The sequence below is a fragment of the Hylemonella sp. GW821-FHT12C09 genome (assembly GCF_058807395.1).
Genome location: NZ_JBXAQQ010000002.1, coordinates 232,124 through 259,095, shown reverse-complemented (window position 1 = coordinate 259,095; position 26,972 = coordinate 232,124). Strand labels below are relative to the sequence as shown.

The window sequence follows — 26,972 nt, the reverse complement described above, 5'->3', positions numbered from 1 at the left end:
TGTGTACCCGTTCATGTGCGTAGGTATCGTTGTTTGAGAAAAGTGTAAGGTCTACGGTCGCTATCCTGAACCGGATACGCGAAGTTGGAGCAGGTTGGAGGGGCTTTGGGCTGCACTTTTGCACGGAATCCGGCCCTGATTACAGGGTCAGCATGCTGATTCGCTACAGTTTTTGTACGTCACGGCCTTGCCAGTCGTGCCCTTGAGACCTTTTCATGCAGTTGCAGGACATTCTTTACGCCCAGGGTTTTGGCACGCGCCGGGTTTGCGCCGGCCTGATCCAGCAGGGGCATGTGACCGTTGATGAGGCCGTGTGCCTCGATGCCACGGCCGAGTTCGTTGACGAAGGCCTGCGCCTGCGCGTGCAGGGGCTGGAATGGGTCTGCCACCGGCGGGCCTGCATCATGCTGAACAAGCCGGCCGGCATCGAATGCTCGCAAAAGCCTTCGGCTTGGCCCAGCGTCTACACCCTGCTGCCCGCGCCGTTGCGCCAGCGCCCCAACAAGAGCGCCGTACAGGGCGTGCAGGCCATCGGCCGCCTGGACCAAGACACCACGGGTCTGCTGCTGCTGACCGATGATGGCCAGCTCATCCACCGCCTGGCCTCGCCGCGCCATGCGGTGCCCAAGGTCTACGAGGTCACGCTCAAGCACCCGGCGGGCGAGCGTGAACTGCAGCAGTTGCTGGCTGGCGTGGTGCTGGACGACGATCCCCGGCCGGTGCGCGCAGCGGCCTGCGAACTCACGGACCCGCAGCATCTGCGGCTGACGTTGACCGGCGGCAAGTACCACCAGGTCAAGCGCATGGTGGCGGCCGTGGGCAACCGGGTCGAGGCCTTGCACCGTTCGCAGATTGGCGGCCTCACCTTGCCGGCGGATCTGGCCCCGGGCCAATGGCGCTGGCTGGAAACGGCGGATCTGGCGCTGATCCAGCCCTGAGGCGGGCCCTGCGCGGGGACTTGATGTGCCTCAAACCCTGGCCACGGGCGGGCGGATCGTGGCCGCTACACTTGCTGCTCCATAGCCGCGAGTGTTCCATGCCGAAGTTTTTCCCCCGTGTCCTCGTCCTCTGGCTGGCCCTGACGGCCGGCTGGTCCGTGGCGCAGCCGCAGTCGGCACCCATTTTTGTGCTCAATTCCAAGGACGCCGATGTCAGCGTGATCGACCCGGTGAGCTGGAAGGAGATCAAGCGCTTTGCGACCGGCAAGGAACCGCACCACCTCTATCTGACGCCTGACGAGAAGTCCCTGATCATCGCCAATGCCTTCAGTGACTCGCTGACCTTTGTCGATCCGCGGACGGCCCAGGTGCAGCGCACCGTGCGCGGCATCCTCGACCCCTACCAGTTGCGTTTCTCTCCCGACATGCAATGGTTCGTGACGGCTGCCAACCGGCTCAACCACGTCGACATCTACCGCTGGGACGGGCGCGACCTGGCGCTGGCCAAACGCATCCCCACCGGCAAGACACCCAGCCACATCTGGATCGACAGCAAGAGCACCACGGCTTACGTGACCATGCAGGACAGCGATGAGCTGGTGGCCATCGATCTGCCGCAACAGGTGCTCAAGTGGCGCATCAAGACCGGCCCCTTGCCGGCCGACGTGTTCGGTACGCCGGATGACCGCTTCCTGCTCGTCGGCCTGACGGGGGGCGAGGGCGTGGAGGTCTACGACCTGGCCATGCCGGTGCCGGCTGCCGTGCAGCTGATCCCGACCGGCAAGGGGGCGCATGCCTTTCGCGCCGTGGGCGATCGACGCCACGTGCTGGTGAGCAACCGCGTGGCCAACACCATCAGCAAGATCGACTACAAGGCCATGGCCGTGGTCGATGAGTATCCCGGCCCGAGCGGCCCCGATTGCATGGACCTGACGGCCGATGGCAAGTACATCCTCGTGGCTTCGCGCTGGGCTGGCAAGCTCAGCGTTATCGATACCGGTACGCGCCAGGTGGTGCGCCAGATCCGGGTCGGCAAATCGCCCCATGGGGTCTGGACGCTGGACCATGCGCCGCGCCAGTAGTCGCAGTGTTTTCCTTGCCCTGGCACTGCTGGCGCTGACGGCCTCGGCCCAGGGCCCGGCGACCGGCGGTTGCAGCAAGCCGGTCTACCTGACCTTCGACACCGGCCACATGGGCGTGGCCGACCAAATTGCCGCGGTCTTGCAACGCCAGCAGGTGCGTGTCACCTTTTTCGCCGCCCATGAGCGCACCCAGGTGGGCGATGGCAGTCTGGGCACGCACTGGGCGGCCTGGTGGCGCGCCCGCGCGGGCGAAGGGCATGAATTCGCGTCCCACACGCTGGACCATGTCTACTGGCGCGCCGATGTGCCCACTGCGGGGGGGGCGCCGCGCTTTCGCGTGCGGCCTTCGGCCGGGGCGCAGCAGGGGCGTGACATGGTCTGGGATGCGCCGTCCTACTGTGCGCAGCTGGACGCTGCTTCGGCCCGCCTGCAGCAGCACACGGGCCAGGCGCCGTTGCCCCTGTTCCGCGCCCCCGGCGGCAAGACCTCGCCGGCGCTGCTGGCCGCCGCACGCCAGTGCGGCTACCAGCACGTGGCTTGGGCACCCGCCGGATTCCTGGGGGATGAGCTGCCCAGCGACAAATACCCCAACGACATGTTGCTCAAGAAGGCGCTGCGCGACATCCGCACCGGCGACGTGCTGGTGGCGCACCTGGGCATCTGGTCGCGCCAGGACCCCTGGGCCCCGGCGGTGCTGGAGCCGCTGATTGCCGGGCTCAAGCAGCAGGGTTATTGCTTCCGTACCCTGCGCGAGCATCCGGACTATCGGGGCTGGATCGCACAGCGCGAAGCCCGTGGGAAGTGAGCGCGTCATGGAGCATCTGGTGAACGCCTTTGACGCCCTGCAGCAGTGGCTGTTCGAGTTGCTGGTGCAACCCGTGGTGTTTGCCATCGGCCTGGGCAACCGGCTGGAGGACGCCTACAGCGGCACGGGCTGGCTGCTCGTCGGTCTGCTGCAACTGGTGGTCATGCTGGCGGTCATGGCGCCGCTGCAGCGCTGGCGTCCGGTCGAGCCGCTGGCCGACCGGGCGGCCATCCGCACCGACGTGCTCTATACCCTGATCCATCGCCTGGGCCTGTTCCGGCTGGTGCTCTTCTTCACGCTCACGCCGTTGATGGACGACTTCTTCGGCATGCTGCGCGCGGCCGGCCTGCCGACCTTCCATCTGGATGACCTGTGGCCCGGTGTGACCGATCTGCCCGTGGTCAGCCTGCTGATCTACCTGGTCGTGATGGATTTCTTCGACTACTGGCTGCATCGCGGCCAGCACCACTTCGAATGGTGGTGGCGCCTGCATGCGCTGCACCACTCGCAGCGCCAGATGACGATGTGGAGCGACAACCGCAACCACCTGCTCGACGACCTGCTCCGCGACGTGCTGCTGGTCACGCTGGCACAGCTCATCGGCGTGGCACCGGGGCAGTTCGTGGCCATCGTCGCTTTCACCCAGCTCAGCGAAAGTTTCCAGCACGCCAACCTGCGCCTGTCCTTCGGGCGCTGGGGCGAGCGCCTGTGGATCAGCCCGCGCTTTCACCGGGTGCACCACAGCATCGGCATCGGTCACGAATCGCCCGGCAAGGTCCTCGGTGGACACAACTTCGGCGTCTTGCTGCCCTGGTGGGACATGCTGTTCGGCACAGCCAACTTCGAGCTGCGCTACGACCCGACCGGCATCCGCGACCAGGTGGAGCAGGGACGTGATTACGGGCGCGGCTTCTGGTCCCAGCAATGGCTGGGCCTCAAGCGACTGTTGGGGCGGGCCTGAAACAGGTTTGAAACATGCGCCAAGGTATGCTTGGAACATGACACTTTTCCTGGACTCCTTCTGGCGCGCGCTGGCCTATTGCCTGCAACCGCGCGTGATTGCCTTGTCCTTCCTGCCCCTGGTGCTGCTTGCAGCCTTGAGCGTGGGGCTGTTCTGGCTGTTCTGGGACCCGGCCGTGCTGGGCCTGCAGACCTGGCTGGCCGACTGGGCACTGATGGAAAGCCTGTTTCGCTGGCTCGACAGCATGGCCATGGGGCACCTGCGCATGGTGCTCCCACCCCTGCTGCTCATCTCGCTGGTCCTGCCGCTGATGATCGTGCTGTCCCTGCTGGCGGTGGCCTGGCTGGCGACGCCGGCTCTTGTCAAGCTGGTGGCCGAGCGCCGGTTCAACGCGCTGGCACAGCGGCGCGGGGGCAGCTTCGCGGGCAGCCTGCTGCAAGGTCTGGGTTCGGCGCTGCTGGCTTTGCTGGCGCTGGTCCTGACCCTGCCGCTGTGGCTGATCCCCCCCCTGGTGATCGTCGTGCCGCCCCTGATCTGGGGCTGGCTGACCTCGCGCGTGATGGTCTACGACGTGCTGGCCTTGCACGCCAGCAAGCCGGAGCGCGAAGAGTTGATGCGCCGTCACCGCTACTGGCTGCTGGCCATCGGTGTGATCAGCGGCTATATGGGCGCAGCGCCTGGCCTGATCTGGGCGGTCGGCGCCATGGCCGTCGTCCTGGCGCCGCTGCTGGTGCCCTTGGCAATCTGGATCTATACCTTCGTGTTCATCTTTGCGGCGCTCTGGTTCAGCCACTACAGCCTGGCGGCACTCGCCGCGCTGCGCGCCGCCCCTCTGCCGGACGCCGGCGCCACGGACTCTTCCCATGCCTGACACCACCGTATCCTTCGGCCTGATCATCATCGGCGATGAAATCCTGTCGGGCAAACGCGCCGACAAGCATCTGCCCAAGGTCATCGAGCTGCTGCAGGCGCGCGGCCTGCCGCTCGCGTATGCCGACTACGTGGGCGACGACCCGCAGCGCATCACGGCCACGCTGGCACGTGCCTTCGCCTCAGGCGAGGTGGTGTTTTCCTGTGGCGGTATCGGCGCCACACCGGATGACCACACGCGGCTATGTGCGGCGCGCGCCCTGGGCACGGAGCTGGCGCTGCATCCCCAGGCCGAGTTGCTGATCCGCGAGCGCATGCAGGACGTGGCGCGCGAGCAGGGCGTGCCCTATGTGCCGGACCGTCCGGACAATGTGCACCGGCTCAATATGGGGGTCTTTCCTGTCGGGTCGCAGATCATTCCCAACCCCTACAACAAGATCCCCGGGTTCAGCTGTGCGTCCCCCGGCGGCCGGGGCGCCGTGCATTTCGTGCCGGGCTTTCCCGTGATGGCCTGGCCGATGATCGAATGGGTGCTGGACACCCATTACGCGGGGCAGTTCCGCCGCGATGCCTGGTGCGAGCAGTCCGTCATCGTCTACGGTGCCATGGAGGCCACGTTGACACCGCTGATGGAGGCCATCGAGTCGCGGCACGCCAGCGTCAAGGTCTTCAGCCTGCCCAGCGTCGATCATCCGCAGCATGGCCGGCACATAGAACTGGGGGTCAAGGGCGGTCCCGATCTGATCCCGCCTGCTTATGCGGCGCTGCTCGAAGGCCTGAGCCAGCTGGGTGCCAAGCTTGGCCCTGAATTGGTGCGTAAAAATTAATTTACCAATTTGGTGCGTTTTGAATGCACCAAATTGGATCAATTTGGCAAAAAGTTTCTGCCTTGGTGTGCGTCTGATCGCGGGAAGGCACTGAAACTCAAGGCAGAATACCGACTTTGACGCAAGCCGGCGCAAGCGGGATTGGCACAGAACCTGCATTCATGTGCCTGCGTAACTTTTAACAACCCTTCCTACCAGGAGTACCAGATGGCCAAGACCGTCGCAGACGTGATGAAGATGGTGAAGGAAAACGAGGTCAAGTTCGTTGACTTCCGCTTCACCGACACCCGTGGCAAGGAACAGCACGTGACCGTGCCGGTTTCCCACTTCGATGAAGACAAGTTCAGCTCGGGCCACGCCTTCGACGGTTCGTCCATCGCCGGCTGGAAGGGCATCGAGGCTTCGGACATGCAGCTCATGCCCGACCCGAACACCGCCAACATCGACCCCTTCTTCGAAGAAACCACCCTGTTCCTGCAGTGTGACGTGGTCGAGCCCAGCGACGGCAAGTCCTATGACCGTGACCCGCGCTCCATCGCCAAGCGTGCCGAGGCCTACCTGAAGGCTTCCGGTATCGGCGACACCGCCTACTTCGGTCCCGAGCCCGAATTCTTCATCTTCGACGGCGTGCGCTGGTCCAACGAACCCGGCAACGTGATGTTCGCCATCGACGAGTACGAAGCCCCCTGGAACAGCGGCAAGCAGCTCGAAGGCGGCAACCGCGGCCACCGCCCCACCACCAAGGGCGGCTATTTCCCGGTGCCCCCGGTCGACAGCACGCAGGACATGCGCGCCGAGATGTCCCTGATCCTCGAATCCCTGGGCATCCCGGTCGAAGTGTTCCACCACGAAGTGGCCGGCGCTGGCCAGAACGAGATCGGCACCAAGTTCAGCACGCTGGTGCAGCGCGCCGACTGGACCCAGGTCCTGAAGTACGTGGTCTGGAACGTGGCCAACGCCTACGGCAAGACCGCCACCTTCATGCCCAAGCCCTACGCTGGCGACAACGGCTCCGGCATGCATGTGCACCAGTCCATCTGGAAGGACGGCAAGAACCTGTTCGCCGGTGACGGCTACGCCGGCCTGAGCGACTTTGCCCTGTACTACATCGGCGGCATCATCAAGCACGCCCGTGCGCTGAACGCCATCACCAACCCCGGTACCAACAGCTACAAGCGCCTGGTGCCCGGCTTCGAAGCCCCGGTGAAGCTGGCCTACAGCTCGCGCAACCGTTCTGCTTCCATCCGCATCCCCTTCGTGGCCAACCCCAAGGGTCGCCGCATCGAGGCGCGTTTCCCCGATCCGTCCGCCAACCCCTATCTGTGCTTCTCGGCCCTGATGATGGCCGGTCTGGACGGCGTGGAAAACAAGATCCATCCGGGCGAAGCCGCCACCAAGGACCTGTACCACCTGCCCCCGGAAGAGGACAAGCTGGTGCCGACCGTCTGCCACAGCCTGGACCAGGCCCTGGACTACCTGGACAAGGACCGCTCCTTCCTGACCAAGGGCGGCGTGTTCACCGACTCCATGCTGGATGCCTACATCGAGTTGAAGATGGGCGAAGTCACGCGCTTCCGCATGGCGCCGCACCCGGTCGAGTACGACATGTACTACTCCCTGTAAAGGGGTGCCCGCAGGCTGTGATTCGTTACAGCTTGTCGCAAAAAAAGGACGGCTTCGGCCGTCCTTTTTGTTTTCCGTGAACTTTCGGGGTTTGATTTTTGGCGTGGATAGTCGATACTCTCAGACCGCCCCTGCATTTTCGATGTGCGGAGAACCCTATGAAGAAGCCTTTACTGATGTCGTTAGCAGCTACGCTTTTCGTAGCAGGCCTGACCGTGGCCGATCTGGCCCAGGCCCAGGGCCGCATCTACCGTTGCGGCAATGAGTACACCAATACCGTGCAACCCGGCCAGAAGGGCTGCAAGCTGCTCGAGGGCGGCAACGTGACCGTGGTGCAACGCCCGCGCGCGACGGAGTCGGTCCGCCTCGCCTCGGCCAGCCAGGAAGGTAAGCGCGTTGACGGCACGCTGCAGCGCCAGCGTGATACGGATGCCCGCCAGATCCTGGAGGCCGAGCTGCGCAAGGCCGAAGCCCGGCAGTCCGAACTGCAGGCCGAATACAACAACGGCGAGCCCGAGAAGATGGGGCCCGAATTTCGCAACCACCAGAAGTACCTGGACCGCGTGAACGAACTCAAGGCCAGCATCGAACGCAATGAAAGCGACCAGGCCGGCCTGCGCCGCGAACTCGACCGCCTTCCTGAGTCAAAATAGGCGGCTTGAAACCGACCGCCATCCCCTCCGTCAGTCGCTTCCAGCCTTTTGACCTTCTGGCCACGCTCGTCGCCGTCGTGCACGGGGACGCGGCGGTGGTCTATGCCAATGCCGCCCTCGAGGACGCGCTGGGCATGTCCCGGCGCAGCATCGAAGGGTCGGATCTGGCAGAGCACTACACCGAGCCCGCGACCCTGGCGGCCGCCCTTGGCGGTTTGCGCGACAACGAATTTGCGGCCCTGCGCTACGATGCCTGGCTGAAGCGTCCCGGGCGGGACCCCCTGCCCGTGCACGTGATCCTGACCCAGACCGACCAGCCGGGAGACATCCTGATCGAGATGCTGCCGCTGGAGCAGCAGGCCCGCCAGGAACGCGAAGAGCGCCTGATTGACCAAGCCCAGGCCAACAAGGAGCTGATCCGCAACCTCGCGCACGAGATCAAGAACCCGCTGGGTGGCATCCGTGGCGCGGCCCAGTTGCTGGAGATGGAGATCGACAGCCAGCTGACCGAGTACACGCGTGTGATCATCCACGAGGCCGACCGCCTGCAGACCCTGGTGGACCGCCTGCTCGCGCCGCATCGCCGCCCGCATGTGGTGGGCGACGTCAACATGCACGAGGTCTGCGAGCGGGTGCGCTCGCTGATCCTGGCCGAATTCCCCAAGGGTTTGCGCGTGGTGCGCGATTACGACACCTCCATTCCGGAGTTTCGCGGCGACCGCGAGCAGCTGATCCAGGCCGTTCTGAATATTGCGCACAACGCCTGTCAGGCCCTCGCCGAGCGCATCGCCGCCGGTGATGGGCGCCTGACCTTCCGGACCCGGATCGCCCGCCAGATCACTTTCGGCAAACAACGCTACAAGCTGGCATTGGAATTGCATGTCATCGACAACGGGCCCGGCGTGCCGGACTCGATCAAGGACCGTATCTTTTTCCCGCTGGTGTCGGGAAGGGAGGGCGGCTCCGGCCTGGGGCTGACGTTGGCGCAAACCTTCGTGCAGCAGCACCATGGCCTGATCGAGTGCGACAGCGAGCCCGGCCGGACCGATTTCAAAATATTGATACCGCTGCCCTGAGAATGGCAGCATGACCTAAGGGTGTAGTCGCACATGAAGCCGATTTGGATCGCCGATGATGACCAGTCCATACGCTTCGTGCTGGAGAAGGCGCTGCAACGCGAGCAGATGCCCACACGCAGCTTCACCAACCCGCGCGAGGTGCTGGCTGCCCTGGACGAGGAGGGCGAGGGCCCGCAGGTGCTGGTGAGCGACATCCGCATGCCGGGCGGCTCCGGCCTGGAACTCCTGGAGAAGGTCAAGGCGCGCCACCCCGGCCTGCCGGTCATCATCATGACGGCCTTCTCCGACCTGGACAGTGCGGTCTCCGCCTTCCAGGGCGGGGCCTTCGAGTACCTGCCCAAGCCTTTCGACCTGCCCAAGGCGGTGGAGTTGATCCGCCGTGCCGTCGAGGAAAGTCAGCGCGAGGAGGTTGCGCAGGAGTCCATCGACGAAGCCCCCGAGATGCTGGGTCAGGCCCCGGCCATGCAGGACGTGTTCCGCGCCATCGGCCGGCTCTCTCAGAGCAATGTCACCGTGCTGATCACCGGTGAATCGGGTTCGGGCAAGGAGCTGGTGGCGCGTGCCCTGCACAAGCATTCACCGCGTGCCAACGGGCCTTTCGTGGCGATCAATACCGCCGCGATCCCGAAGGATCTGCTGGAGAGCGAGCTGTTCGGCCATGAGCGCGGCGCCTTCACCGGTGCCCAGACCATGCGTCGCGGCCGTTTCGAGCAGGCCGATGGCGGCACGCTCTTCCTCGACGAGATCGGCGACATGCCTTTCGACCTGCAGACACGGCTGCTGCGTGTGCTGTCGGACGGCCATTTCTACCGTGTGGGCGGGCACAGCGCCGTCAAGACCAATGTGCGCGTGATCGCCGCCACGCACCAGGACCTGGAGCAACGCGTCAAGGAAGGCGTGTTCCGCGAAGACCTGTTCCACCGCCTCAACGTCATCCGCCTGCGTCTGCCGGCCCTGCGCGAGCGGCGCGAGGACGTGCCCATGCTCACGCGCCACTTCCTGCAGCAGAGCGCACGCCAGCTTGGCGTCGAGCCCAAGCGCATCTCGGATGCGGCGCTGGAGCGACTGGGGCGCTTCGGATTTCCCGGCAATGTGCGCCAGCTGGAGAACATCTGCCACTGGCTGACCGTCATGGCACCGGCCCAGGTGATTGAAGCCAAGGACCTGCCCCCCGAGATCGGCCTGGCACCTGGTGAGGCCCTTGCTGTCGCCGCCCCATCTGCAGCAGCAGCGGGGGTGCCGGAGGCCGTGGCCCTGGCCTCGCCTGTGGCGGGCATGCCGGCGTCCTCCGTTGACTGGGAGAGCGGCCTGCAGGCCGAGGCCATGGCCCTGCTGCTCAGCGGTCGACTGGACGTCTGGGATGAACTGACGAAGCGGTTCGAGCGCAAGCTCATCCTGACGGCGCTGGACAGCACGCGTGGCCGGCGCATCGAGGCCGCCCACAAGCTGGGCATCGGCCGCAACACCATCACCCGCAAGATCCAGGAACTGGGGCTGGAGGAATAGGACGCCCCCCGGGGCGGCCTTTGGCCGCCCGGTGCCGACGTCGGAGACTCCAGCTCTTCGGGTCCGTCCAAGCCTGCGCAGGCAGGCTTGGAGCCGCGGCCCTCAGCCCCCACTGGGGGGCGGCGCCAGCGGCCGGGCGAAGCCCGTTCCACGGCGTCCTCGCATGAATACCGTGTCTGTTTGCTTTCTCTGGCTTCAGTCGAAGAGCCCGGGGCCGCCGAAGCGCGCGCCCTCGATCTCCAGCATCTTCAGCTTGGTCGACAGCCCGCCATGGGCCGAGAAACCACCGGTGCCCGTCTGGGCGCCCAGCACACGGTGGCAGGGCACCACGGGGGCAAAGGGGTTGGCCCCCAGGGCCTGGCCGACGGCGCGGGCCGCGCCCGGTTCGCCCAGGCGCTGCGCCACTTCACCATAGGTCAAGGTTTCGCCCGGCGGGATGCGTCGTGCCAGTTCGTAGACGCGCTGGTGAAAGGGCGGCACGCCGCCCATGTCCAGCGGCAGGTGCGTGAGATCACGCGGTTCGCCGGGATGGCCTTCGAGCAGGGCCGTGACGGCAGCGATGGCGTCTCGCACAAAGGGCGGAGGCTCGCTGCGCTGGCACTGCGGGTAACGCCGTGCCAGACGCCCGAGCGTGGCCGCTTCATCGGTTTCCGGCAGTTGCACGCAGGTCAGCGCCCGCTTGTTCCAGGCAATGCCGCACAAGCCCAGGGGCGTCGGAAAGAGGGTGTAGCCCAGCGTGTCCATGACCGGTGGGCCAGGGCGCTCAGAACCCTTGCAACTCCAGCACCACCGGGGCGTGGTCGCTGGGGCGTTCGTTCTTGCGCGGCGTAGGGTCCACAGCGCAGGCCGTGGCCAGGGGCTTGAGCGCATCGCTGATCAGGATGTGATCGATGCGCAGGCCCTGCTTGCGGCGGAAGGCCATGTTGCGGTAGTCCCACCACGAATAGTTCTTCTCGGGCTGCGGGAACAGGCGCACCGAATCCGTCAGGCCCAGATCGACCAGCGCGCGCAGATGCGTGCGCTCTTCCTCGGTGCAATGGATCGTGTCCTTGAGGCCCACCGGGTCCCAGACATCGGCGTCGTCGAAGGTGATGTTGTAGTCACCCATGAGCACCAGCTTCGGGTGCTGCTGCAGTTCGCCGCGCAGCCACTCGCGCAGGGCGTCGAGCCAGCGCATCTTGTAGGCGAACTTGTCCGAGCCCGGCTCCTGGCCGTTGGGGAAATAGGCGCCGATGACCCGCACGCCGTTCACCGTGGCGCTGATCACACGCGCCATCTCGTCCTCGAAACCCGGGATGTTGCGCACCACGCCTTCCAGCGGCGCGCGCGCGAGCAGGGCCACGCCGTTGTAGGTCTTCTGGCCAAAGCACGCGGCCTGGTAGCCCGCCGCCGCGAAGGCGTCGAAGGGAAACTTGTCGTCGGTGAGCTTGAGCTCCTGGAGCGCCAGCACGTCCACCGGGTTGGCCGCCAGCCAGTCCAGAACCTGCGGCAGGCGCACGTTGAGCGAGTTGATGTTCCAGGTCGCGAGCTTCATGCGCTGGGCATCAGATGTGCAGCACCGCTAGCGCGCCGACGACCACCCCGAGCGCTCCGGCCGCGAACATGGCGTATTCCAGCCACTTCTTGCGTGTCAGCAGGGCGATGGCGGCCAGCGCGATGCAGACTTGCAGCACGGTGGTGGCCTGGGCCCAGCGGTGGTGCAGGTGCATCTGCTCGTCGCTCTTCTTGTCCCAGTCGGTGGCATCGGCTTCCAGCTTCTCGGCGACCACCTTGATCTCGTTCTTTTCCTTCTCGTAGCGGTCGATCTTGGCCTGGTACTTTTCCTTCTCGGCGCCGCTGGAGGTCAGGTCGCGCGAGACCTCGGCCAGGGACTGCTTGGTGCTCTTGGACTGGAAGTAGTTCCACTGGTTGGACGCCTCGGTCTTCTTGATGGCCGCATTGTTCTTGTACAGGCCGGCATTGGCCTGGGTGGCACCGCCCATGTAGGCGAAGATGGCGCCCACTGTGGCGATGATGGCCGTGAACATGGCGATCTGGTTGGTCATGCCGCCGCCGTGGTCACCATGGCCGCCGCCCTGTTGCGCGTGTTCGAGTTCGTGGTCGTGCGGGCCGTGCACGTGAAAACCGCCTCCGGACATATCAGACTCCTTTTGTATTCGTGTAAGTGACAAAACTGAAATTCAGGCCGGTGGAGGAGCCGTGACGCTCGCGTCGCGTTTCCTTCCACTCGGGTCCGAATTGTGGCGCAAAAGCATCCCCGTCATATGACGCTTCTATTTCTGTGACCACTGCGGTACTGGCCAGTGGCAGGGCCTGTGCGTAGATGTCGGCGCCGCCGATGATCCAGGCATCGTTCACCTCGCCGCAAAGGGCCAGGGCCTCGGGCAGCGAGTGCGCTACGTGTGCGCCTTCGGCGTGCCAGCCTGGTTGGCGCGTCACCACCACATTGGTGCGGCCGGGCAGGGGGCGAAAGCGCGCCGGGATCGATTCCCAGGTCTTGCGGCCCATGATGACCGGGCAGCCCAGCGTGGTGCGCTTGAAATGGGCCAGGTCCTCGGGCAGGTGCCACGGCATCACGCCGTCCTTGCCGATGGTGCCATTGGCCGCGCGGGCGAAGATGAGGTGCAGTTTCATGCGGGTATTCTCCGGGAACGCGGCGGCAACAGCACGGCGGCAATGGCCAGCATCACGAAGACGACGGCCACGTAATCCTGCCAGTGCGGCCATTCGCCGACGATGAAGGTGGCGCTGAGCGTGCCCACCAGGGGGATGGCCATCACGCTCATGGCGCTGGTAGACGCTGGCAGGTGCCGCGCCAGGCTGGCCCACAGGGTCTGGGCAAAGCCGTAGTTGATGAAGGCACCGTAGGCCAGACTGAGCCACATGGTGCCGCTGAACTGCCAGCTGGGCCAGGGTTCGCTGGCCAGGGCGATGAGCCAGAGGCAGGCGCTGGCCAGGATCATGGTCCAGATGGTGAGGGTCTCCACCGGCAGGGTGAGGGTGGCGCGCCGCATCATCAGCGTGCCGATGGCCCAGCAGATCGCGGCAATCTCCATCCACATCACACCCAGCGGGCGGCCGCTGAGGTTGGTGAACTCGCTGGAAGTCAGCAGTGCGATGGCGATGGCCACGGCCACCGCAGCCACGCTCAACCGGCGCGTGAGCCGTTCGCCCAAGAAGAGCACGCCGATCAGCACCGTCCAGATCGGCATGGTGAAACCCAGGATGGCGGCCCGGCCCGAGGCCAGCTCCCCGACGCCGAGGATCGCGAAGGTGTGCCAGCCCAGCATATTGGGCGCGCCAATGGCCAGGACCGTACGCCATTCACGGCCCTGCGGCCACATGCGCAGGCCCTGGGCCCGGTACCAGCTGTAGAGAAACAGCGCGCCCGCCGTCATGGTCAGCGCACGGAAATACAGGGGCGAGAGCTCCCGCAGCGAGAACTTCATCATCGGCCAGTTGATGCCCCACATCAGCGTGAGGGCGATCAGGGTGATGAGCTGTTTGCGGTTAGGACCTGCGTACACTTATTTCCCCAGTGCGAATAGGGCCCCAAAGGCGCCAATCTAGGCGCGCGACGACGCCCAGGCTGGCCGCCTGGGCTAGGAGTGCAACAACGAGTGGCGCCTTTGGGGCCCTATTCCCTCCGGGTTGCGGCCAAAAAGACCATGCGGGGTGTTGCGTGATCTTGCCGGGGTTGACCCCGGCGGCGTCCACGCGCCTACCGCATGGCCTTTTTGATCCGCAACGCATCTGGGGAAATAAGTGTACGCAGGTCCTGCTCACACGGCCACCGGAGCCTTGATGGCCGGGTGGCACTGGTAGTCCAGCACCTCGAAGTCCTCGTACTGGTAATCGAAGATCGAGTCCGGCCGGCGCTTGATGTTCAGGGTGGGGTAGGGGTAGGGCGCGCGGCCCAGCTGCAGTGCCACCTGCTCGTGGTGGTTGCTGTAGATGTGGCAGTCGCCCCCGGTCCAGATGAAGTCACCCACGTCCAGGTCACACTGCTGCGCCAGCATGTGCGTGAGCAGCGCATAGCTGGCGATGTTGAAGGGCACGCCCAGGAAGATGTCAGCGCTGCGCTGGTAGAGCTGGCAGCTCAACTTGCCCTCGGCCACGTAGAACTGGAAGAAAGCGTGGCAGGGCATGAGCGCCATCTTGCTGAGTTCGGCCACGTTCCAGGCGCTCACGATGATGCGGCGCGAATCGGGGTTGCTCTTGAGCGTCTTGACGACCTCGGCGATCTGGTCGATGTGGCCGCCGTCAGGCGTCGGCCAGCTGCGCCACTGCACACCGTAGACCGGGCCCAGATCACCATCAGGCCGCGCCCATTCATCCCAGATGGAGACGCCGCGTTCCTTGAGCCAGTTGTTGTTGCTCGAGCCCGTGAGGAACCAGAGCAGCTCCTGGATGATGGAGCGCAGGTGCACCTTCTTGGTGGTGACCAGGGGGAAACCTTCCTTGAGGTCGAAGCGCATCTGGTGGCCGAACACGCTGCGCGTGCCGGTGCCGGTGCGGTCGGTCTTGGCCACGCCCGTGGTGTACACGTGGCGCATGAAGTCTTCGTACTGGGAGCGGACGGGGCGGGTGGTCATGACCACGATTTTCCTACAAGTCGGTATTCAGGCGGGGCGCACCACGGAACCGGCTCGGCCGGGCCGTTGGTGCGGTCCCCCTCCCGCCGAAGGCGAGAGAGGGGGAAGCCGCGTAGCGGCTCAGGGGGTGTTTCTTCAACTTCAGGCAGGCTGGTCCAGCCGCGCCAGCAACCGGTCGCGCCCGGAGAGCACGTGGCGCTCGGCCAGGGTGCGGGCGCGTTTGGCGTCGCCCTTGGCGATGGCCTCGAAGATGGCGCGGTGCTCGGTGTTGGAGCGGCGCATATTGCCCGGCGCATTGAAGTAGCTGCGCCGGAACAGGTGCAGCTCCTTGATGTAGTCGTCGTAGGCCTGGTGGGCGCGCTGGTTGCCACAGAGCTCCAGGATCACGGTGTGGAAACGCAGGTTGAGCTCGTAGTAGGCCGTGCCGTCGCCGGCCTCGCAGGCCGTGTCCATGCGGTCGAGCAGCTGTTCGAGTTCCTTGCGGTGGCTGTCGTCCACATGCACGCTGGCGCGCTCCGCGGCGAAGCCGAAGACCAGGGCGCGCAGCTCATAGATCTCCAGCATCTCGCGCACCGAGATCTGGCGCACGAAGACGCCGCGGTTGGGCACGGCCGTGACCAGGCCCAGGCCGGCCAGCATGCGGATGGCTTCGCGGATGGGGCCCCGGCTGGTGCCCATGCGCAGGGCGAGTGCGGCTTCGTTGAGGCGGTCGCCGGGCTGGATTTCACCGCTGTAGATGAGGCGCTTGAGTTCTTCCGCGATGGCGGGTGAGAGTCCCTGCTCGGTTTTTTCTTTGGCGGGTTCCATGGGGGAGGTGGGCGGTGGACGTCGGGGGTGGCTGGATGGTAGCACCCGCGGCCGCGGCGGGATTGGGGAAAACCATTAAAAGTGTCATCTATTCTTGTAAAAGTGTTGACACTTAAGGTCTTAAACAGGACACTGCCTCCCAGTTTGACTTGCGTAGACCTGCCCACCATGCCCCATACCCCAGCTTCCTCCGCCCTGGCGCGTTTTCGCGTGATCGACCTGACCCAGGTCCGCGCCGGCCCGACCTGCTGCCGCCAGCTTGCCGACTGGGGCGCCGACGTCATCCAGGTCCAGATGCCCGAGCACATGCGCGGTGACGACACCCTGGGGGGCCAGGATGGTTCCGATTACCAGTACACCCACCGCAACAAGCGCTCCATCACCCTGAACCTGAAAGAGGCCGAAGGCATCGCCGTGCTCAAGCGCCTGATCGCCACGGCCGACGTGGTGGTCGAGAACTTCCGCCCCGACGTGAAGTTCCGCCTGGGCATCGACTACGAGACGCTGGCGAAAGACCACCCGCGCCTGGTCTACGCCAGCATCTCGGGCTTCGGCCAGACGGGTCCCCTGGCCCAGCGCCCGGGTTTCGACCAGATCGCCCAGGGCATGAGCGGTCTGATGTCGGTCACCGGCAAGCCGGGTGACGGCCCCATGCGCGTGGGCATCCCGATTGCCGACCTCTGTGCGGGCATCTTTGCGGCCCAGGGCATCCTGGTCGCGCTGCTGGAGCGTGAGGCCTCAGGCAAAGGACAGTTCCTGCACACCTCGCTGCTGGAGTCCATGGTCTACATGATGGACTTCCAGACCTCACGCGTGCTCATCGACGGCGAAGTGCCCACGCAAGCGGGCAACTACCACCCGACCAGCATCCCCACCGGGGTCTACAAGGCGCGTGACGGCTGGATGAACATCGCCGTCTTCGGCTCCAAGATCTGGGAACGCTTCTGCGACATCCTGGGCGCACCCGAGTGGGTGACGGATGCGCGTTACCACGACAAGATGGGCCGCTCGGTCAACCGCGATTCGCTCAACGAAGAGATCAACCGCCGCCTGGCCGCGCAGGACCGCGCCTACTGGGTGCAGCGCTTCAACGAAGGCGGTGTGGCCTGCGGCCTGATCAACAATGTGCAGGAAGTGTTCGAGGAAGAACAGGTCCGGCACCTGGGCATGGTCAAGGAGGTGGTCTCGGCGCACCACGGCCCGCAGCGCCTGGTGGGCCAGCCGGTGCAGCTGGAGCGCACGCCCAGCACCATTGCCCGTGCGGCACCCAAGCGCGGCGAGCACAGCGCAGAGATCCTGCACGAACTCGGCCTGGCCGATGATGAAATGAAGCGCCTGAAGGCACAAGGAGTCTATTGAAGTGATGAAACACCCCCAGGCTACGCGCACTGCGTGTCGCTGCGCCACCCCCCTCAAGGGGGCAATGCCAGTGGCCCGGCAAAGCCGGTTCCACGGCATTCCCCGCTTAGACCCTTTCATGCGTCGGGGGTCTTGCCCGGCGCAGTGGAGCAACTGAGATGCAAGAAATCACTTATCAGTCCCCCACCGAGCGGGTGCAGAGCTGGATGGACGAGGATGGCAGCACGCTGCACATCCGCTTCAACAATCCCGAGCGTCACAACGCGCTCTCGGTGGACATGTGGGAGGCCGTGCCCGTGCTGCTGGCCCAGGCCGAGACGGACGAGCGTGTGCGTCTGGTGGTGTTCTCGGGCGCGGGCGAGAAGGCCTTCGTCTCCGGTGCCGACATCTCGCAGTTCGAGGACATGCGCGCCGCGCGCGAGGCCGTGGCCCGTTACGAGCTCATGGCCGAGCAGGCGCTCATGGGCATCTACAACTTCAGCAAGCCCACGCTGGCCTGCATCCGTGGCTACTGCATCGGTGGTGGTGTCAACGTGGCCATGAGCTGCGACATCCGCATCGCCAGCAGCGATGCGGTGTTCTCCATCCCGGCCGCGCGCCTGGGTCTGGGTTATCGCTACTCGGCCATGAAGAACCTGGTGGACCTGGTCGGCCCCGGTGTGGCCAAGGACCTGTTTTTCACGGCGCGTCGTATCAGCGCGGTGGAGGCCAAGGAGGTCGGTCTGATCTCGCGCGTGTGCGGGCCGGACCAGCTGCCCGCGCTGCTGGCCGAGTACACCCAGGCCCTGGCCGCCAATGCGCCGCTGACGGTGCGCGCGGGCAAGGCCATCGTGGCCGAGATCCTCAAGCCTTCGCCCGAGGTGGACTTTGACAAGTGCAAGCAGCTCATCCAGGGCTGTTTCCAGAGCGAGGACTATGCCGAGGGCCGCAAGGCTTTCATGGAAAAACGCAAGCCGGTGTTCCGCGGCAAGTGAAGCGACGAAGGAAAACAAGATGAAGTCCTACTGGGCCAGGATCACCGGCGGCAAGATCGCCGTCGAGTTACGTGACATTCCCCGTCCCGAAGCCGGGCCGGGCCAGGTGCTGGTGCGCGTGCGCGCCGCTGGCCTGAACCGCGGTGAATTCATCATCGGCCACAGCCTGCAGGCCGAAGGCAGCGCCAAGGCCGCGGGCATGGAAGCGGCGGGCGAGGTGGTGGCCTGCGGGGCCGGCGTCAGGGGCTTCAAGCCGGGTGATGCCGTCATGGGCCGTTGCTCCGGTGGTTTTGCCGAGTTCACGCTGATGGATGCGCGCGAAGCCATGCCCAAGCCCGAAGGCCTGAGCTGGGAGCAGGCCTCGGCCGTGCCCCTGACCGGTCTGGTCGTGCACGACATGCTGGTGCTGCAGGGTCACCTGCAGGCCGGCCAGTGGCTGCTGATCCCGGGTGTGTCCTCGGGCCTGGGCGTGACGGCGCTGACCATGGCCAAGGCCCTGGGCGCCAGGGTGATCGGCACCTCGGGCTCACAGGCCAAGCTCGACCATCTCAAGACCCTGGGCCTGGACCTGGGCATCTGTACGCGTCGGCCTGATTTCCATGACGCCGTCATGCAGGCCACGGGCGGCAAGGGTGTGAACCTGGTGGTCAACGCCGTAGGCGGCACGATGTTCGCGGAGAGCATGCGCTGCCTGGCCTTCCAGGGCCGGCTGGCCGTGGTGGGTTATGTCGACGGCGCGCTGCATGCCGAGATCGACCTCGACGCCTTGCACGCCAAACGCCTGACGCTCTTCGGTGTGTCCAACAAGCTGCGCAACGCCGACATGAAGGCCGAGGGCGTACCGCCCTTCAAGGCGCAGATCCTGCCGATGCTGGCCGATGGCCGTATCGTGCCGCTGGTCGACCGGGTGCTGCCTTTCGAGCAGCTGGCCGAAGCCAAGGCGGCCATGGAAGCCGCCCAGCACATGGGCAAGATCGTCCTGGCCGGCCTGCCCTGAACCTGCATCCCGTCGCGACATCAGTCCACCATTCATCAAGAGGAGACGACGACATGAACAAACGCCAACTGCTGCTGACTGCCCTGGTCCTGGGCACCTGCTCCCACGCCGCGCTGGCCCAGGCGCCGGCCTACCCGGCCAAGCCCGTCAAACTGGTGGTGGGTTTCGCCCCGGGCGGCGCTGCCGATTTTGTCGCCCGTGCCATTGGCGAGTCCTTGAGCCGCGCCCTCGGGCAGCCTATCGTGATCGAGAACAAGGCGGGGGCCGGCTCCAGCATCGCCGCCGAGGCCGTGGCCAAGTCTGCCCCCGATGGCTACACCCTGCTGATCGCCAGCCCGAGCAGCATCTCGGTCAACCCCGCGCTCAACCCCAAGCTCGGTTACAAGGCCAGCGACCTGTTGCCCGTCACCAAGCTGACGGCCTCGCCCCTGGTGATTGCAGCCAATCCGACCACAGGCATCACCTCCGTCAAGGAGCTGATCGCCAAGGCCAAGGCGGCCCCCGGCACCTTGAACTACGCCACCTCGGGCAACGGCTCGGCGCCGCACCTGGGTGCGGCCCACTTCAGCCAGGTGGCCGGCGTGCAGATGCAGCACATTCCGTTTCGCGGCGGCGCCCCGGCCATCCAGTCGGTCATTGCGGGTGATACGCAGCTGACCTTCGGCACGCCGCCCTCGGTGCTGCCCATGATCCAGGCGGGCCGCCTGCGCGGGCTGGCCGTCAGCACGCTGGAGCGCACCGCCCTGTTCCCCGATCTGCCGGGCATGAAGGAAGCCGGCCTGCCGGAGTACACCCTCGACTTCTGGTACGGCTTCTTCGTGCCGGCCGGCACGCCCCCGGCCATCGTGCAGAAGCTGTTCGCCGCCTCGCAGACCGCCATGCAGGTGCCCAGCGTGAAGGCCGCGCTGGCGCGCGAAGGCACCGATGTGTCGGTGTCCAGGTCGCCGGCGGACTTCGCGGCCTTCCTGGCCCAGGACGAGAAGTTCTGGGTCAAGCTGGTGAAGGACGCCGACGTCAAGCTCGAGTGATGCGGCCTGCCCGGCGGGCCCTGGCTTTCCAACGATAAGGAGACGAGACATGCGACAGTGGTCTATCGTGCTGGCCGGCCTGCTGGCCCTGGGAGGTGCTTCATCGGCCACGGCGCAGGCCTATCCGAACAAACCCGTCAAGCTGGTGGTCGGGTTTGCGCCCGGTGGCGCGGCCGACTATGTGGCGCGTGCCGTGGGCGAGGCCCTGGGTCGCGCCCTGGGCCAGCCCATCGTGATCGAGAACAAGGCCGGTGCCGGCTCCAGCATCGCCGCCGATCTGGTGGCCAAGTCGGCCCCGGACGGCTACACCCTGCTGATCGCCAGCCCTGCCGCCATCTCGGTCAACCCGGCGCTCAATCCCAAACTCAGCTACAAGCCCGGCGACCTGCTACCCGTGACCAAGCTCACGGCGTCGCCACTGGTGATTGCGGTCAACCCGAACGCCGGCATTGCATCGGTGAAGGAGCTGATCGCCAAGGCCAAGGCGGCCCCGGGCAGCCTGAACGTGGCCACGGCCGGCAACGGCTCGGCCACGCATCTGGGGGCCGCGCAGTTTGCCCAGGTGGCGGGCGTCAAGTTCACCGAGATCCCCTACCGCGGGGGCGGGCCGGCCATGCAGTCGCTGATTGCCGGTGATACGCAGATCTACTTCGGTACACCGCCGTCCACGTTGCCGCACATCCAGTCCGGCCGTGTGCGTGGCCTGGGCATCAGCGCGGCCGAACGCAGTGCCCTGTTCCCCGATCTGCCGGGCATGAAGGAAGCAGGACTGCCTGAGTACAACCTGGACTTCTGGTACGGCTTCTTTGTGCCCGCGGGCACCCCCGCGCCCATCGTGCAGAAGGTGTTCGAGGCTACGCGTACGGCCATGCAGCAGGAGTCGGTCAAGGCGGCGTTGGCGCGCGAGGGGACCGAGGTGTCGCTGTCGAAGTCGCCGGCGGACTATGCGGTTTTTCTGGTGCAGGATGAGAAGTTCTGGGTGAAGTTGGTGAAGGATGCGGGCGTCAAGCTCGACTGAGCCTGTCGAAGGCTGCTCTTTGATTGAAGTCTTTTCTTGCGTGGCAAGCCGGGATGTGCCCCCGGCAGGGCAGTAACTTTCTTTTGCTTCGCCAAAAGAAAGTTACCAAAGAAAAGGCGACCCTGGTGTCTGTGACCCCGGCTGCGCCGGGGCAGCCTGCGATGCTCGCGCCAGGCGGGAGCCGCGCAAACTCGCCCTGCGGGCTCAAACATGCGCGCCTCTTGATCCGCCTGTCGCTGCGCTTCTCGGCACAGCCACAAGGGCGAGGGATACCCAAAACCGGATGCAAATACGAAAAGGGCACGCGACAGCGTGCCCTTTTCGTGTGGGAAGAACGGTAACGAATGCTATGGGAGTCAACGTTGAGCTAACCGGCGCTGCGCCGCTCTATGGCGCAGCGTCCAGCGATCGACGGGGGCGAGGTTGAGCGCCATGTTAGGGGGTTTTGGGATAAGTAATTTTCTTCAAATCTTCTTCGACTACGGCTTTGAGGTCACCCTCAATCAGGTGATTTACCGGGGCCAAGTATTGGTCCAACAGCCCGCCAGGAGCGTGCTTGAAGCCAAATGCAGGCGCATTTTCGCTGCTGACCATGTAAATCGATTTGGCCAATGCAGTTACTGATTCCTTTAGCTCTGTGTTTTCACTTTCCAGAGCTTCTACTTTGGCTTCCAACGATATATGGCTGCCTCCTACTTTGTAGCCTAGAACCCCCGCCGCATACAGAGCAACAAAGCAAACAAACGATGCGCCAGAAATTGAATAGGCAGCCACAGATTCTTTTGAAACCGCAACGAAAAACGAAGCCATGAAAACGGCCATGCAAAACGCTAGAAGGAAAAAGAGGGCGCGGTTCATGGAGATCCCTAACGTGATATGGATCGCAAAAGTGCGGAATGACATGGACAGATGTTCATCCTGGCGCCTCCCTTGCTGCAAGCTAAGTGCTTGCCTTGTTTCAAGAATTTGGCTGACTATAGCGTCGCGTAGCGCGCATGACAAACCGTGAACCCTGCAGTCACCGCGTGAGCGGGGACTGCAGGGTTCGGGTATCCGGTTCCCACTGCCGTGTGCGGAGGCGAGTAGCGCAGGAGCGGGCGGAAAAAGGGGCGCGCATGTTTGAGCGCAGCGAGTTTGCGCGCACCCCGCCCGGTCCGAGCAACGCAGTGTGCCCGTAGCGTAGCGGAGGGACGACGCACCCGGCTCGCCTTCTCTTTGCTTACTTTCTCTTGGCGAAGCAAGAGAAAGTGAGTCGCCCGCCGGGGCGAGACCCGGCTTGCCACGTAAGCAGCAATCTTTTACGAAGCTATAAAAAGCCCGGCAAACTCACCCGCGAATCATCCGCCCAGGATTCATCAGGTTGTACGGATCCAGCGCCTGCTTGATGCTGCGCATCAGCCCCAGAGCCACGGGTGACTTGTGGTCCGGCAGCTTGTCGACCTTGAGGCTGCCGATGCCGTGCTCGGCCGAGATCGAGCCGCGGTAGCGGTCCACCACCTCGTAGACCACTTCGTTCATGGGTGCCTCTTCCTCGGCTAGGAAGCGCTGCTGGTCCTCACCTTCGGGCGCCTGGACGTTGTAGTGAAGGTTGCCGTCGCCCAGGTGGCCATAGGTCACCAGGCGTGCACCGGGGAATTTTTCCAGCAGCAGAGCGTTGGTCTCGGCCACGAAGGCGGGGATGCGCGAAACGTTGATGGAGATGTCGTGCTTGATGTTCAGGCCTTCCTGGGCCTGGGCCAGCGGGATGCTTTCGCGGATGTGCCACAGCGCCTTGGCCTGGGCCATGCTCTCGGCGACCACGGCATCGCTCACACAACCGGCTTCCATGGCGGCTTCGAGCAGGCGCTCGAACTGCTCGCGTGCATGGGCTTCCGATTCGTTGTCGGAGTTCTCCAGCACCACGCACCAGGGTGATTCCTGCCAGAAGGGCACGCGCTGCTGCGGGAAGTGCTTGACCACCAGGCTCAGCGCGAACTGGCCCATGACCTCGAAGCCGGTCAGGCCCGCGCTCAAGTGTTCGTGCGCCAGACCCAGCAGCTTGACGGCATCCTCCAGCGAGGGCACGGCGGCATAGGCCGTGAGCTGCGCCTTGGGCATGGGGTAGAGCTTCATGGTGGCGCCGGTGATCACGCCCAGCGTGCCCTCGGAGCCGATGAAGAGGTGGCGCAGGTCGTAACCGGTGTTGTCCTTGCGCAGGCCGGTCAGGCCGTCCCAGACCTCGCCCTGGGCCGTGACCACTTCGAGGCCCAGGCAGAGCTCACGCGTGTTGCCGTAGCGCACCACCTGCGTGCCACCGGCGTTGGTGCCCAGGTTGCCGCCGATGGTGCAGCTGCCTTCCGAGGCCAGGCTCAGCGGGAACAGGAAACCGGCTTTCTCGCATTCTTCCTGCAGGCTTTGCAGCACGCAGCCGGCGTCCACCGTGATGGTCAGGTTGCCGGCGTCGAGCTGGCGCACCTTGTTCATGCGCGTCAGGCTGAGCACCACCTGGGTGCCGCTGGCGTCCGGTGTGGAGCCCACCACCATGCCGGTGTTGCCGCCCTGAGGCACCATGGACACACGCGCGGCGGCACAGGCCTTGACCACGGCCGCAACTTCGGGGGTGGAGGCGGGGCGCACTACGGCCAGGGCACGGCCACGCTCGCGTTGGCGCCAGTCGAGTTCCCAGGCGCTGAGATCGCCTTCGGTCAGGACGTTGGAGGCGCCGACGATCTGGCGCAGCTGGGTCAGCAATTCGGTGGGGGTCGTCATGGTGTGGTGGTGTCGAGGTTCGAGGGGGTGGCCTGGGCAGCCTTCTGGCGCAGGCGGATGTGCAGCACGCAGGCGGCAAACAGGGCCAGGCTCAGCAGCACTTCCAGCCCGGCCAGCCAGGCGCCGGGGGCGGGCTCGCTGGTGGCGCGCACCACCCCTTCGGTGAAGTAGAGCCAGAGCAGCAGGCTGAGCCAGCGGTAGGTGTACATGCGGTTCTTCAGCAGACCGGCCAGTGGCAGGCACAGCGGCAGCACCTTCAGGGCCAGCCAGGAGCCGCCCGGGCGCAGCGGCGCCAGCCAGAGTTCCCAGGCCAGGCCCAGCACGATCAGGCCCAGCAGGCTGGCCACGGCCAGTTGACGGCTGAGCCGGACGTGGGAGGGGATGGTGGTGTCGGTGGCTTGCATGGAGGTGGCATCATAGCGGGATGAGCTTGTCCCTCCGCCTGCAAGAGTTGCTGACCGACCTCTCGCGCTTTCCCTGGAAAACCACGGCCTTGACCCTGCGCGAGCGTTTCCGCGAGGACCGGCTGGGCCTGTCCGCCAGCAGCCTGACCTTCACCACCACCATCGCCCTGGTGCCGCTGATCACGGTGGCCCTGGCCCTCTTCACGGCCTTCCCCATGTTCGCCCAGTTCCAGGAGGTGCTGCAGAAGTGGCTGGTGGAAAGCCTGATCCCCGACAACATCGCGCGCCAGGTGCTGGGTTACCTCACGCAATTCGCCGGCAAGGCCAGCCGCCTGGGCTGGGCCGGCCTGACCGCGCTGTTCTTCACGGCGCTGAGCCTGGTCTTCACCATCGACCGCACGCTCAACGCTATCTGGCGCGTGCGCCGGCCACGCCCGCTGGGCCAGCGCGTGCTGGTCTACTGGGCCGCCATCACCCTGGGGCCGCTGCTGCTGGCGGTCAGCCTGACCATCACCTCCTACATCGTCTCGGCTTCGCGCGACGTGGTGGGTGGCATGCACGGTGGCCTGCGCCTGCTGCTCGATACCCTGGAGTTCATCCTGGTGGCCGGTGGCCTGGCGGCGACCTACCACTACGTTCCCCACACCCAGGTGAAATGGAGCCATGCCTGGACGGGCGGCCTGTTCGCCGCGGCCGGTATCGAGCTGGCCAAGAAGCTGCTGACGGTCTACCTGAAGCTGGTGCCCACCTATTCCGCGGTCTATGGCGCTTTTGCCACCGTGCCCATCCTGCTGGTCTGGATCTACGTGGCCTGGGCCATCGTGCTGCTGGGTGCGGTGACCGCGGCCTACCTGCCCAGCCTGCTGGCCGGGGTCTCGCGGCGTGCCCTGGTGCCGGGCTGGCGTTTCCAGCTGGCGGTGGAAATGCTGCAGGAGCTGGAACGCTCGCGCCGGGGCCTCACGCTGATGCAGCTGGCCGAGCGTCTGCGTGTCGACCCGCTGCAGCTGGAGCAGCTGGTGGAGACGCTGACGGGGCTGGACTGGGTGGGGCGCCTGATCGACGAAGGCGAGGGTGGGCTGCCGCGCCTGGTGCTGCTGGCCGATCCGGCCCGCACGCCGCTGGCGCCCATGCTGCAGACCCTGCTGGTGCCGCGCGAATCCAGCACCGCCGCCCTGTGGCGCAGCGGCCGCCTGGAAGAACTCATGCTCTGCGACGTGCTATCGAAATGATAGCTTTCCGCATTCTCAGAACGGAATCTTGCCGGTCCAGATGTCCTTGTACATGACCCAGTCGCCCATGAAGCGGTAGAGCGGGCGCTTGAAGCTGGCGGGCTGGGGCCTGTCCACCCCAATTTCTCAAGGTGCGTTGCGGATCAAAAAAGTCATGCGGTAGGCGCGTGGACGCCGCCGGGGTGATCCCCGGCAAGTTCGCGCAACACCCCGCATGGCTATTTTGGCCGCAACCCGAGGGGAACGGGGTGCAAACGGCGCCACTCGTTGTTGCACTCCTCGCCCAGGCGGTCGGCCTGGGCTTCGTCGCGCGCCTAGATCGGCGCCGTTTGCACCCCGTTCGCACTTGAGAAATTGGGGTGAACAGGCCCTGTTTTCTCGAAGCCGAAGTGGCCCAGCCAGGCGAAGCCGTAACCGCAGAGCAGGGCGTAGAGGACGTACTGCGGCTGGGCCGTGACCACCAGCATGGCCAGGCAGGCCAGGCTCAGCGTGCTGCCGATGAAATGCAGGCGGCGGCAGGTGCGGTTGCTGTGCTCGCCCAGGTAGAAGGGGTAGAAGTCGGCAAAGCGCGTGAAGCTGCGCGGATCGGTGGCGGCGGGGCTGCTCATGTCAGGTCTCCTCTTGGGGTATGCGATGCACAGTGTAGGGCGGCCAGACCGCGCGGGGCAAGCACCGGCGGTTATAGTGCCGCGATCACGCAATGCTGCAGCCCAGGCCCCTATGTCCAGCGACGCCCGCCGGGCACTTGATCTGCCGGTGTTCCTGCGCGACGTGCCCCAGATCAAGGAGTGATGCCATGTTCATCGGCCATTTCGCCATCGGCTTTGCCGCCAAGACCGCCGCACCCCGGGTGTCGCTGGGCACGTTGTTCCTGGCGGCCCAGTTCATCGACCTGCTGTGGCCCACCTTCCTGCTCATGGGGCTGGAGCGGGTGCGCATCGAGCCTGGCGCCACGACGGTCACGCCCCTCGTGTTCGAGCACTATCCCTGGTCGCACAGCCTGTTGGCCGTGCTGGGCTGGGCGGCCTTGCTGGCCGGCCTGCATTTCCTGCTGCGGCGCGACCGCCGCAGTGCCCTGATCCTGGCCGGCCTGGTCCTGAGCCATTGGCTGCTGGACCTGCTGGTGCACCGGCCGGACCTGCCCCTGTGGCCCTGGGGCGGCTCGGTGTTCGGCTTGCGCCTGTGGTCCTCTCTCGTTCTCACGCTGGCGCTGGAGGTGCCGCTGTTCATGCTGGGCGTGTGGCTTTACAGCCGAAGCACGCGCACACTGGACGGCGCCGGCCGCTGGGGCCTGGTGGGACTGGTGCTCTTCCTCTTCGTGGTCTACGCCGGCAATGTGCTCGGCAGCCCGCCGCCCAGCGTCGAGGCCATCGCCTGGATCGGCCAGCTGCAATGGCTGCTGGTGCTCTGGGCCTACTGGGTGGACTGGCACCGGCGCGCCGTGGTGCCGACCTGACACACAGGCGACG

General features: G+C 65.5%; 29 protein-coding genes. 17 read left to right on the top strand and 12 right to left on the bottom strand.

Annotation, left to right across the window (positions count from 1 at the left end):
* Positions 1-215 precede the first annotated feature (215 nt).
* The 10 genes from AC1RRP_RS05075 to ntrC all read left to right on the top strand — a co-directional run bounded on the left by AC1RRP_RS05075 (position 216) and on the right by ntrC (position 10,344).
* Positions 216-938: a pseudouridine synthase gene (locus AC1RRP_RS05075; protein ID WP_493033885.1), complete on the top strand. Its 723-nt coding sequence runs from the start codon at positions 216-218 to the stop codon at positions 936-938.
* A gap of 98 nt (positions 939-1,036) precedes the next feature.
* Positions 1,037-2,020: a YncE family protein gene (locus AC1RRP_RS05070; protein WP_493033883.1), complete on the top strand. Its 984-nt coding sequence runs from the start codon at positions 1,037-1,039 to the stop codon at positions 2,018-2,020.
* Entirely contained in the window at positions 2,004-2,825 is an 822-nt protein-coding gene (locus AC1RRP_RS05065) for a polysaccharide deacetylase family protein (protein ID WP_493033881.1), read from the top strand. The genes AC1RRP_RS05070 and AC1RRP_RS05065 overlap by 17 nt, the downstream gene beginning before the upstream one ends.
* 7 nt (positions 2,826-2,832) lie before the next feature.
* Entirely contained in the window at positions 2,833-3,786 is a 954-nt protein-coding gene (locus AC1RRP_RS05060; protein ID WP_493033879.1) for a sterol desaturase family protein, read from the top strand.
* 37 nt (positions 3,787-3,823) lie between these two features.
* Positions 3,824-4,657 (top strand): EI24 domain-containing protein, encoded by an 834-nt coding sequence (locus AC1RRP_RS05055; RefSeq protein ID WP_493033877.1) that lies wholly within the window; start codon positions 3,824-3,826, stop codon positions 4,655-4,657.
* Complete coding sequence (locus tag AC1RRP_RS05050; RefSeq protein ID WP_493033873.1) at positions 4,650-5,483, top strand: competence/damage-inducible protein A; 834 nt, start codon at positions 4,650-4,652, stop codon at positions 5,481-5,483. The genes AC1RRP_RS05055 and AC1RRP_RS05050 overlap by 8 nt, the downstream gene beginning before the upstream one ends.
* Before the next feature lie 207 nt (positions 5,484-5,690).
* A complete protein-coding gene (gene glnA / locus AC1RRP_RS05045) occupies positions 5,691-7,106 on the top strand; it encodes a type I glutamate--ammonia ligase (protein ID WP_493033871.1) in 1,416 nt (471 codons plus the stop codon).
* A gap of 176 nt (positions 7,107-7,282) precedes the next feature.
* Positions 7,283-7,759, top strand: a complete 477-nt coding sequence (locus tag AC1RRP_RS05040) for a hypothetical protein (protein ID WP_493034177.1) — start codon at positions 7,283-7,285, stop codon at positions 7,757-7,759.
* 5 nt (positions 7,760-7,764) lie between these two features.
* Positions 7,765-8,835, top strand: coding sequence for a nitrogen regulation protein NR(II) (gene glnL, locus AC1RRP_RS05035; RefSeq protein ID WP_493033869.1), 1,071 nt, complete (start codon positions 7,765-7,767; stop codon positions 8,833-8,835).
* Positions 8,836-8,868: 33 nt separating this feature from the next.
* Positions 8,869-10,344: a nitrogen regulation protein NR(I) gene (gene ntrC, locus AC1RRP_RS05030; protein ID WP_493033867.1), complete on the top strand. Its 1,476-nt coding sequence runs from the start codon at positions 8,869-8,871 to the stop codon at positions 10,342-10,344.
* Positions 10,345-10,539: 195 nt separating this feature from the next.
* Here ntrC and AC1RRP_RS05025 read toward each other — a convergent pair whose 3' ends face one another.
* The 7 genes from AC1RRP_RS05025 to AC1RRP_RS04995 form a co-directional block, all read right to left on the bottom strand.
* Complete coding sequence (locus AC1RRP_RS05025; protein WP_493033865.1) at positions 10,540-11,088, bottom strand: methylated-DNA--[protein]-cysteine S-methyltransferase; 549 nt, start codon at positions 11,086-11,088, stop codon at positions 10,540-10,542.
* Positions 11,089-11,107: 19 nt separating this feature from the next.
* On the bottom strand, positions 11,108-11,878 hold the full coding sequence (locus AC1RRP_RS05020; RefSeq protein ID WP_493033863.1) for an exodeoxyribonuclease III: 771 nt from the start codon (positions 11,876-11,878) through the stop codon (positions 11,108-11,110).
* A 10-nt stretch (positions 11,879-11,888) separates the two neighbouring features.
* Positions 11,889-12,482 carry a DUF4337 domain-containing protein gene (locus AC1RRP_RS05015; protein ID WP_493033861.1) on the bottom strand — a complete coding sequence of 198 codons (594 nt, stop codon included), beginning with the start codon at positions 12,480-12,482 and terminating at the stop codon, positions 11,889-11,891.
* A 1-nt stretch (position 12,483) separates the two neighbouring features.
* Complete coding sequence (locus AC1RRP_RS05010; RefSeq protein ID WP_493033859.1) at positions 12,484-12,978, bottom strand: dihydrofolate reductase; 495 nt, start codon at positions 12,976-12,978, stop codon at positions 12,484-12,486.
* Complete coding sequence (locus AC1RRP_RS05005; protein ID WP_493033857.1) at positions 12,975-13,871, bottom strand: DMT family transporter; 897 nt, start codon at positions 13,869-13,871, stop codon at positions 12,975-12,977. The genes AC1RRP_RS05010 and AC1RRP_RS05005 overlap by 4 nt, the downstream gene beginning before the upstream one ends.
* Before the next feature lie 255 nt (positions 13,872-14,126).
* On the bottom strand, positions 14,127-14,939 hold the full coding sequence (locus AC1RRP_RS05000; protein WP_493033855.1) for a thymidylate synthase: 813 nt from the start codon (positions 14,937-14,939) through the stop codon (positions 14,127-14,129).
* A 141-nt stretch (positions 14,940-15,080) separates the two neighbouring features.
* Entirely contained in the window at positions 15,081-15,746 is a 666-nt protein-coding gene (locus AC1RRP_RS04995) for a GntR family transcriptional regulator (RefSeq protein ID WP_493033853.1), read from the bottom strand.
* A gap of 168 nt (positions 15,747-15,914) precedes the next feature.
* On the opposite strand from AC1RRP_RS04995, the gene AC1RRP_RS04990 reads away from it, so the two are divergent.
* The 5 genes from AC1RRP_RS04990 (at position 15,915) to AC1RRP_RS04970 (ending at position 21,122) form a co-directional block, all read left to right on the top strand.
* Positions 15,915-17,105, top strand: a complete 1,191-nt coding sequence (locus tag AC1RRP_RS04990) for a CaiB/BaiF CoA transferase family protein (RefSeq protein ID WP_493033852.1) — start codon at positions 15,915-15,917, stop codon at positions 17,103-17,105.
* Between the two features lie 158 nt (positions 17,106-17,263).
* The gene (locus AC1RRP_RS04985; RefSeq protein WP_493033850.1) at positions 17,264-18,079 is read left to right on the top strand and encodes an enoyl-CoA hydratase; all 816 of its coding nucleotides are present in this window, start codon (positions 17,264-17,266) and stop codon (positions 18,077-18,079) included.
* Between the two features lie 19 nt (positions 18,080-18,098).
* Positions 18,099-19,076 (top strand): quinone oxidoreductase family protein, encoded by a 978-nt coding sequence (locus tag AC1RRP_RS04980; RefSeq protein WP_493033848.1) that lies wholly within the window; start codon positions 18,099-18,101, stop codon positions 19,074-19,076.
* 53 nt (positions 19,077-19,129) lie between these two features.
* Positions 19,130-20,104 carry a Bug family tripartite tricarboxylate transporter substrate binding protein gene (locus AC1RRP_RS04975; protein WP_493033846.1) on the top strand — a complete coding sequence of 325 codons (975 nt, stop codon included), beginning with the start codon at positions 19,130-19,132 and terminating at the stop codon, positions 20,102-20,104.
* Positions 20,105-20,153: 49 nt separating this feature from the next.
* Positions 20,154-21,122 (top strand): Bug family tripartite tricarboxylate transporter substrate binding protein, encoded by a 969-nt coding sequence (locus AC1RRP_RS04970; RefSeq protein ID WP_493033844.1) that lies wholly within the window; start codon positions 20,154-20,156, stop codon positions 21,120-21,122.
* Between the two features lie 435 nt (positions 21,123-21,557).
* On the opposite strand, the gene AC1RRP_RS04965 is transcribed toward AC1RRP_RS04970, so the two are convergent.
* The 3 genes from AC1RRP_RS04965 to AC1RRP_RS04955 all read right to left on the bottom strand — a co-directional run bounded on the left by AC1RRP_RS04965 (position 21,558) and on the right by AC1RRP_RS04955 (position 24,274).
* Positions 21,558-21,980: a bZIP transcription factor gene (locus AC1RRP_RS04965; RefSeq protein WP_493033842.1), complete on the bottom strand. Its 423-nt coding sequence runs from the start codon at positions 21,978-21,980 to the stop codon at positions 21,558-21,560.
* A gap of 468 nt (positions 21,981-22,448) precedes the next feature.
* Positions 22,449-23,870, bottom strand: coding sequence for an FAD-binding oxidoreductase (locus AC1RRP_RS04960; RefSeq protein WP_493033840.1), 1,422 nt, complete (start codon positions 23,868-23,870; stop codon positions 22,449-22,451).
* A complete protein-coding gene (locus AC1RRP_RS04955; RefSeq protein WP_493033838.1) occupies positions 23,867-24,274 on the bottom strand; it encodes a DUF2069 domain-containing protein in 408 nt (135 codons plus the stop codon). Before AC1RRP_RS04955 ends, AC1RRP_RS04960 begins: the two co-directional genes overlap by 4 nt.
* A 20-nt stretch (positions 24,275-24,294) precedes the next feature.
* On the opposite strand from AC1RRP_RS04955, the gene AC1RRP_RS04950 reads away from it, so the two are divergent.
* Entirely contained in the window at positions 24,295-25,503 is a 1,209-nt protein-coding gene (locus AC1RRP_RS04950; RefSeq protein WP_493033836.1) for a YihY family inner membrane protein, read from the top strand.
* 15 nt (positions 25,504-25,518) lie between these two features.
* On the opposite strand, the gene AC1RRP_RS04945 is transcribed toward AC1RRP_RS04950, so the two are convergent.
* Positions 25,519-25,620, bottom strand: coding sequence for an Mpo1-like protein (locus AC1RRP_RS04945; RefSeq protein ID WP_493033834.1), 102 nt, complete (start codon positions 25,618-25,620; stop codon positions 25,519-25,521).
* A gap of 197 nt (positions 25,621-25,817) precedes the next feature.
* Positions 25,818-26,111: an Mpo1-like protein gene (locus tag AC1RRP_RS04940; protein WP_493033832.1), complete on the bottom strand. Its 294-nt coding sequence runs from the start codon at positions 26,109-26,111 to the stop codon at positions 25,818-25,820.
* A gap of 188 nt (positions 26,112-26,299) precedes the next feature.
* Here AC1RRP_RS04940 and AC1RRP_RS04935 point away from each other — a divergent pair, with 188 nt between their 5' ends.
* Positions 26,300-26,959 (top strand): metal-dependent hydrolase, encoded by a 660-nt coding sequence (locus tag AC1RRP_RS04935; protein ID WP_493033830.1) that lies wholly within the window; start codon positions 26,300-26,302, stop codon positions 26,957-26,959.
* The last annotated feature ends 13 nt before the right edge of the window (positions 26,960-26,972 follow it).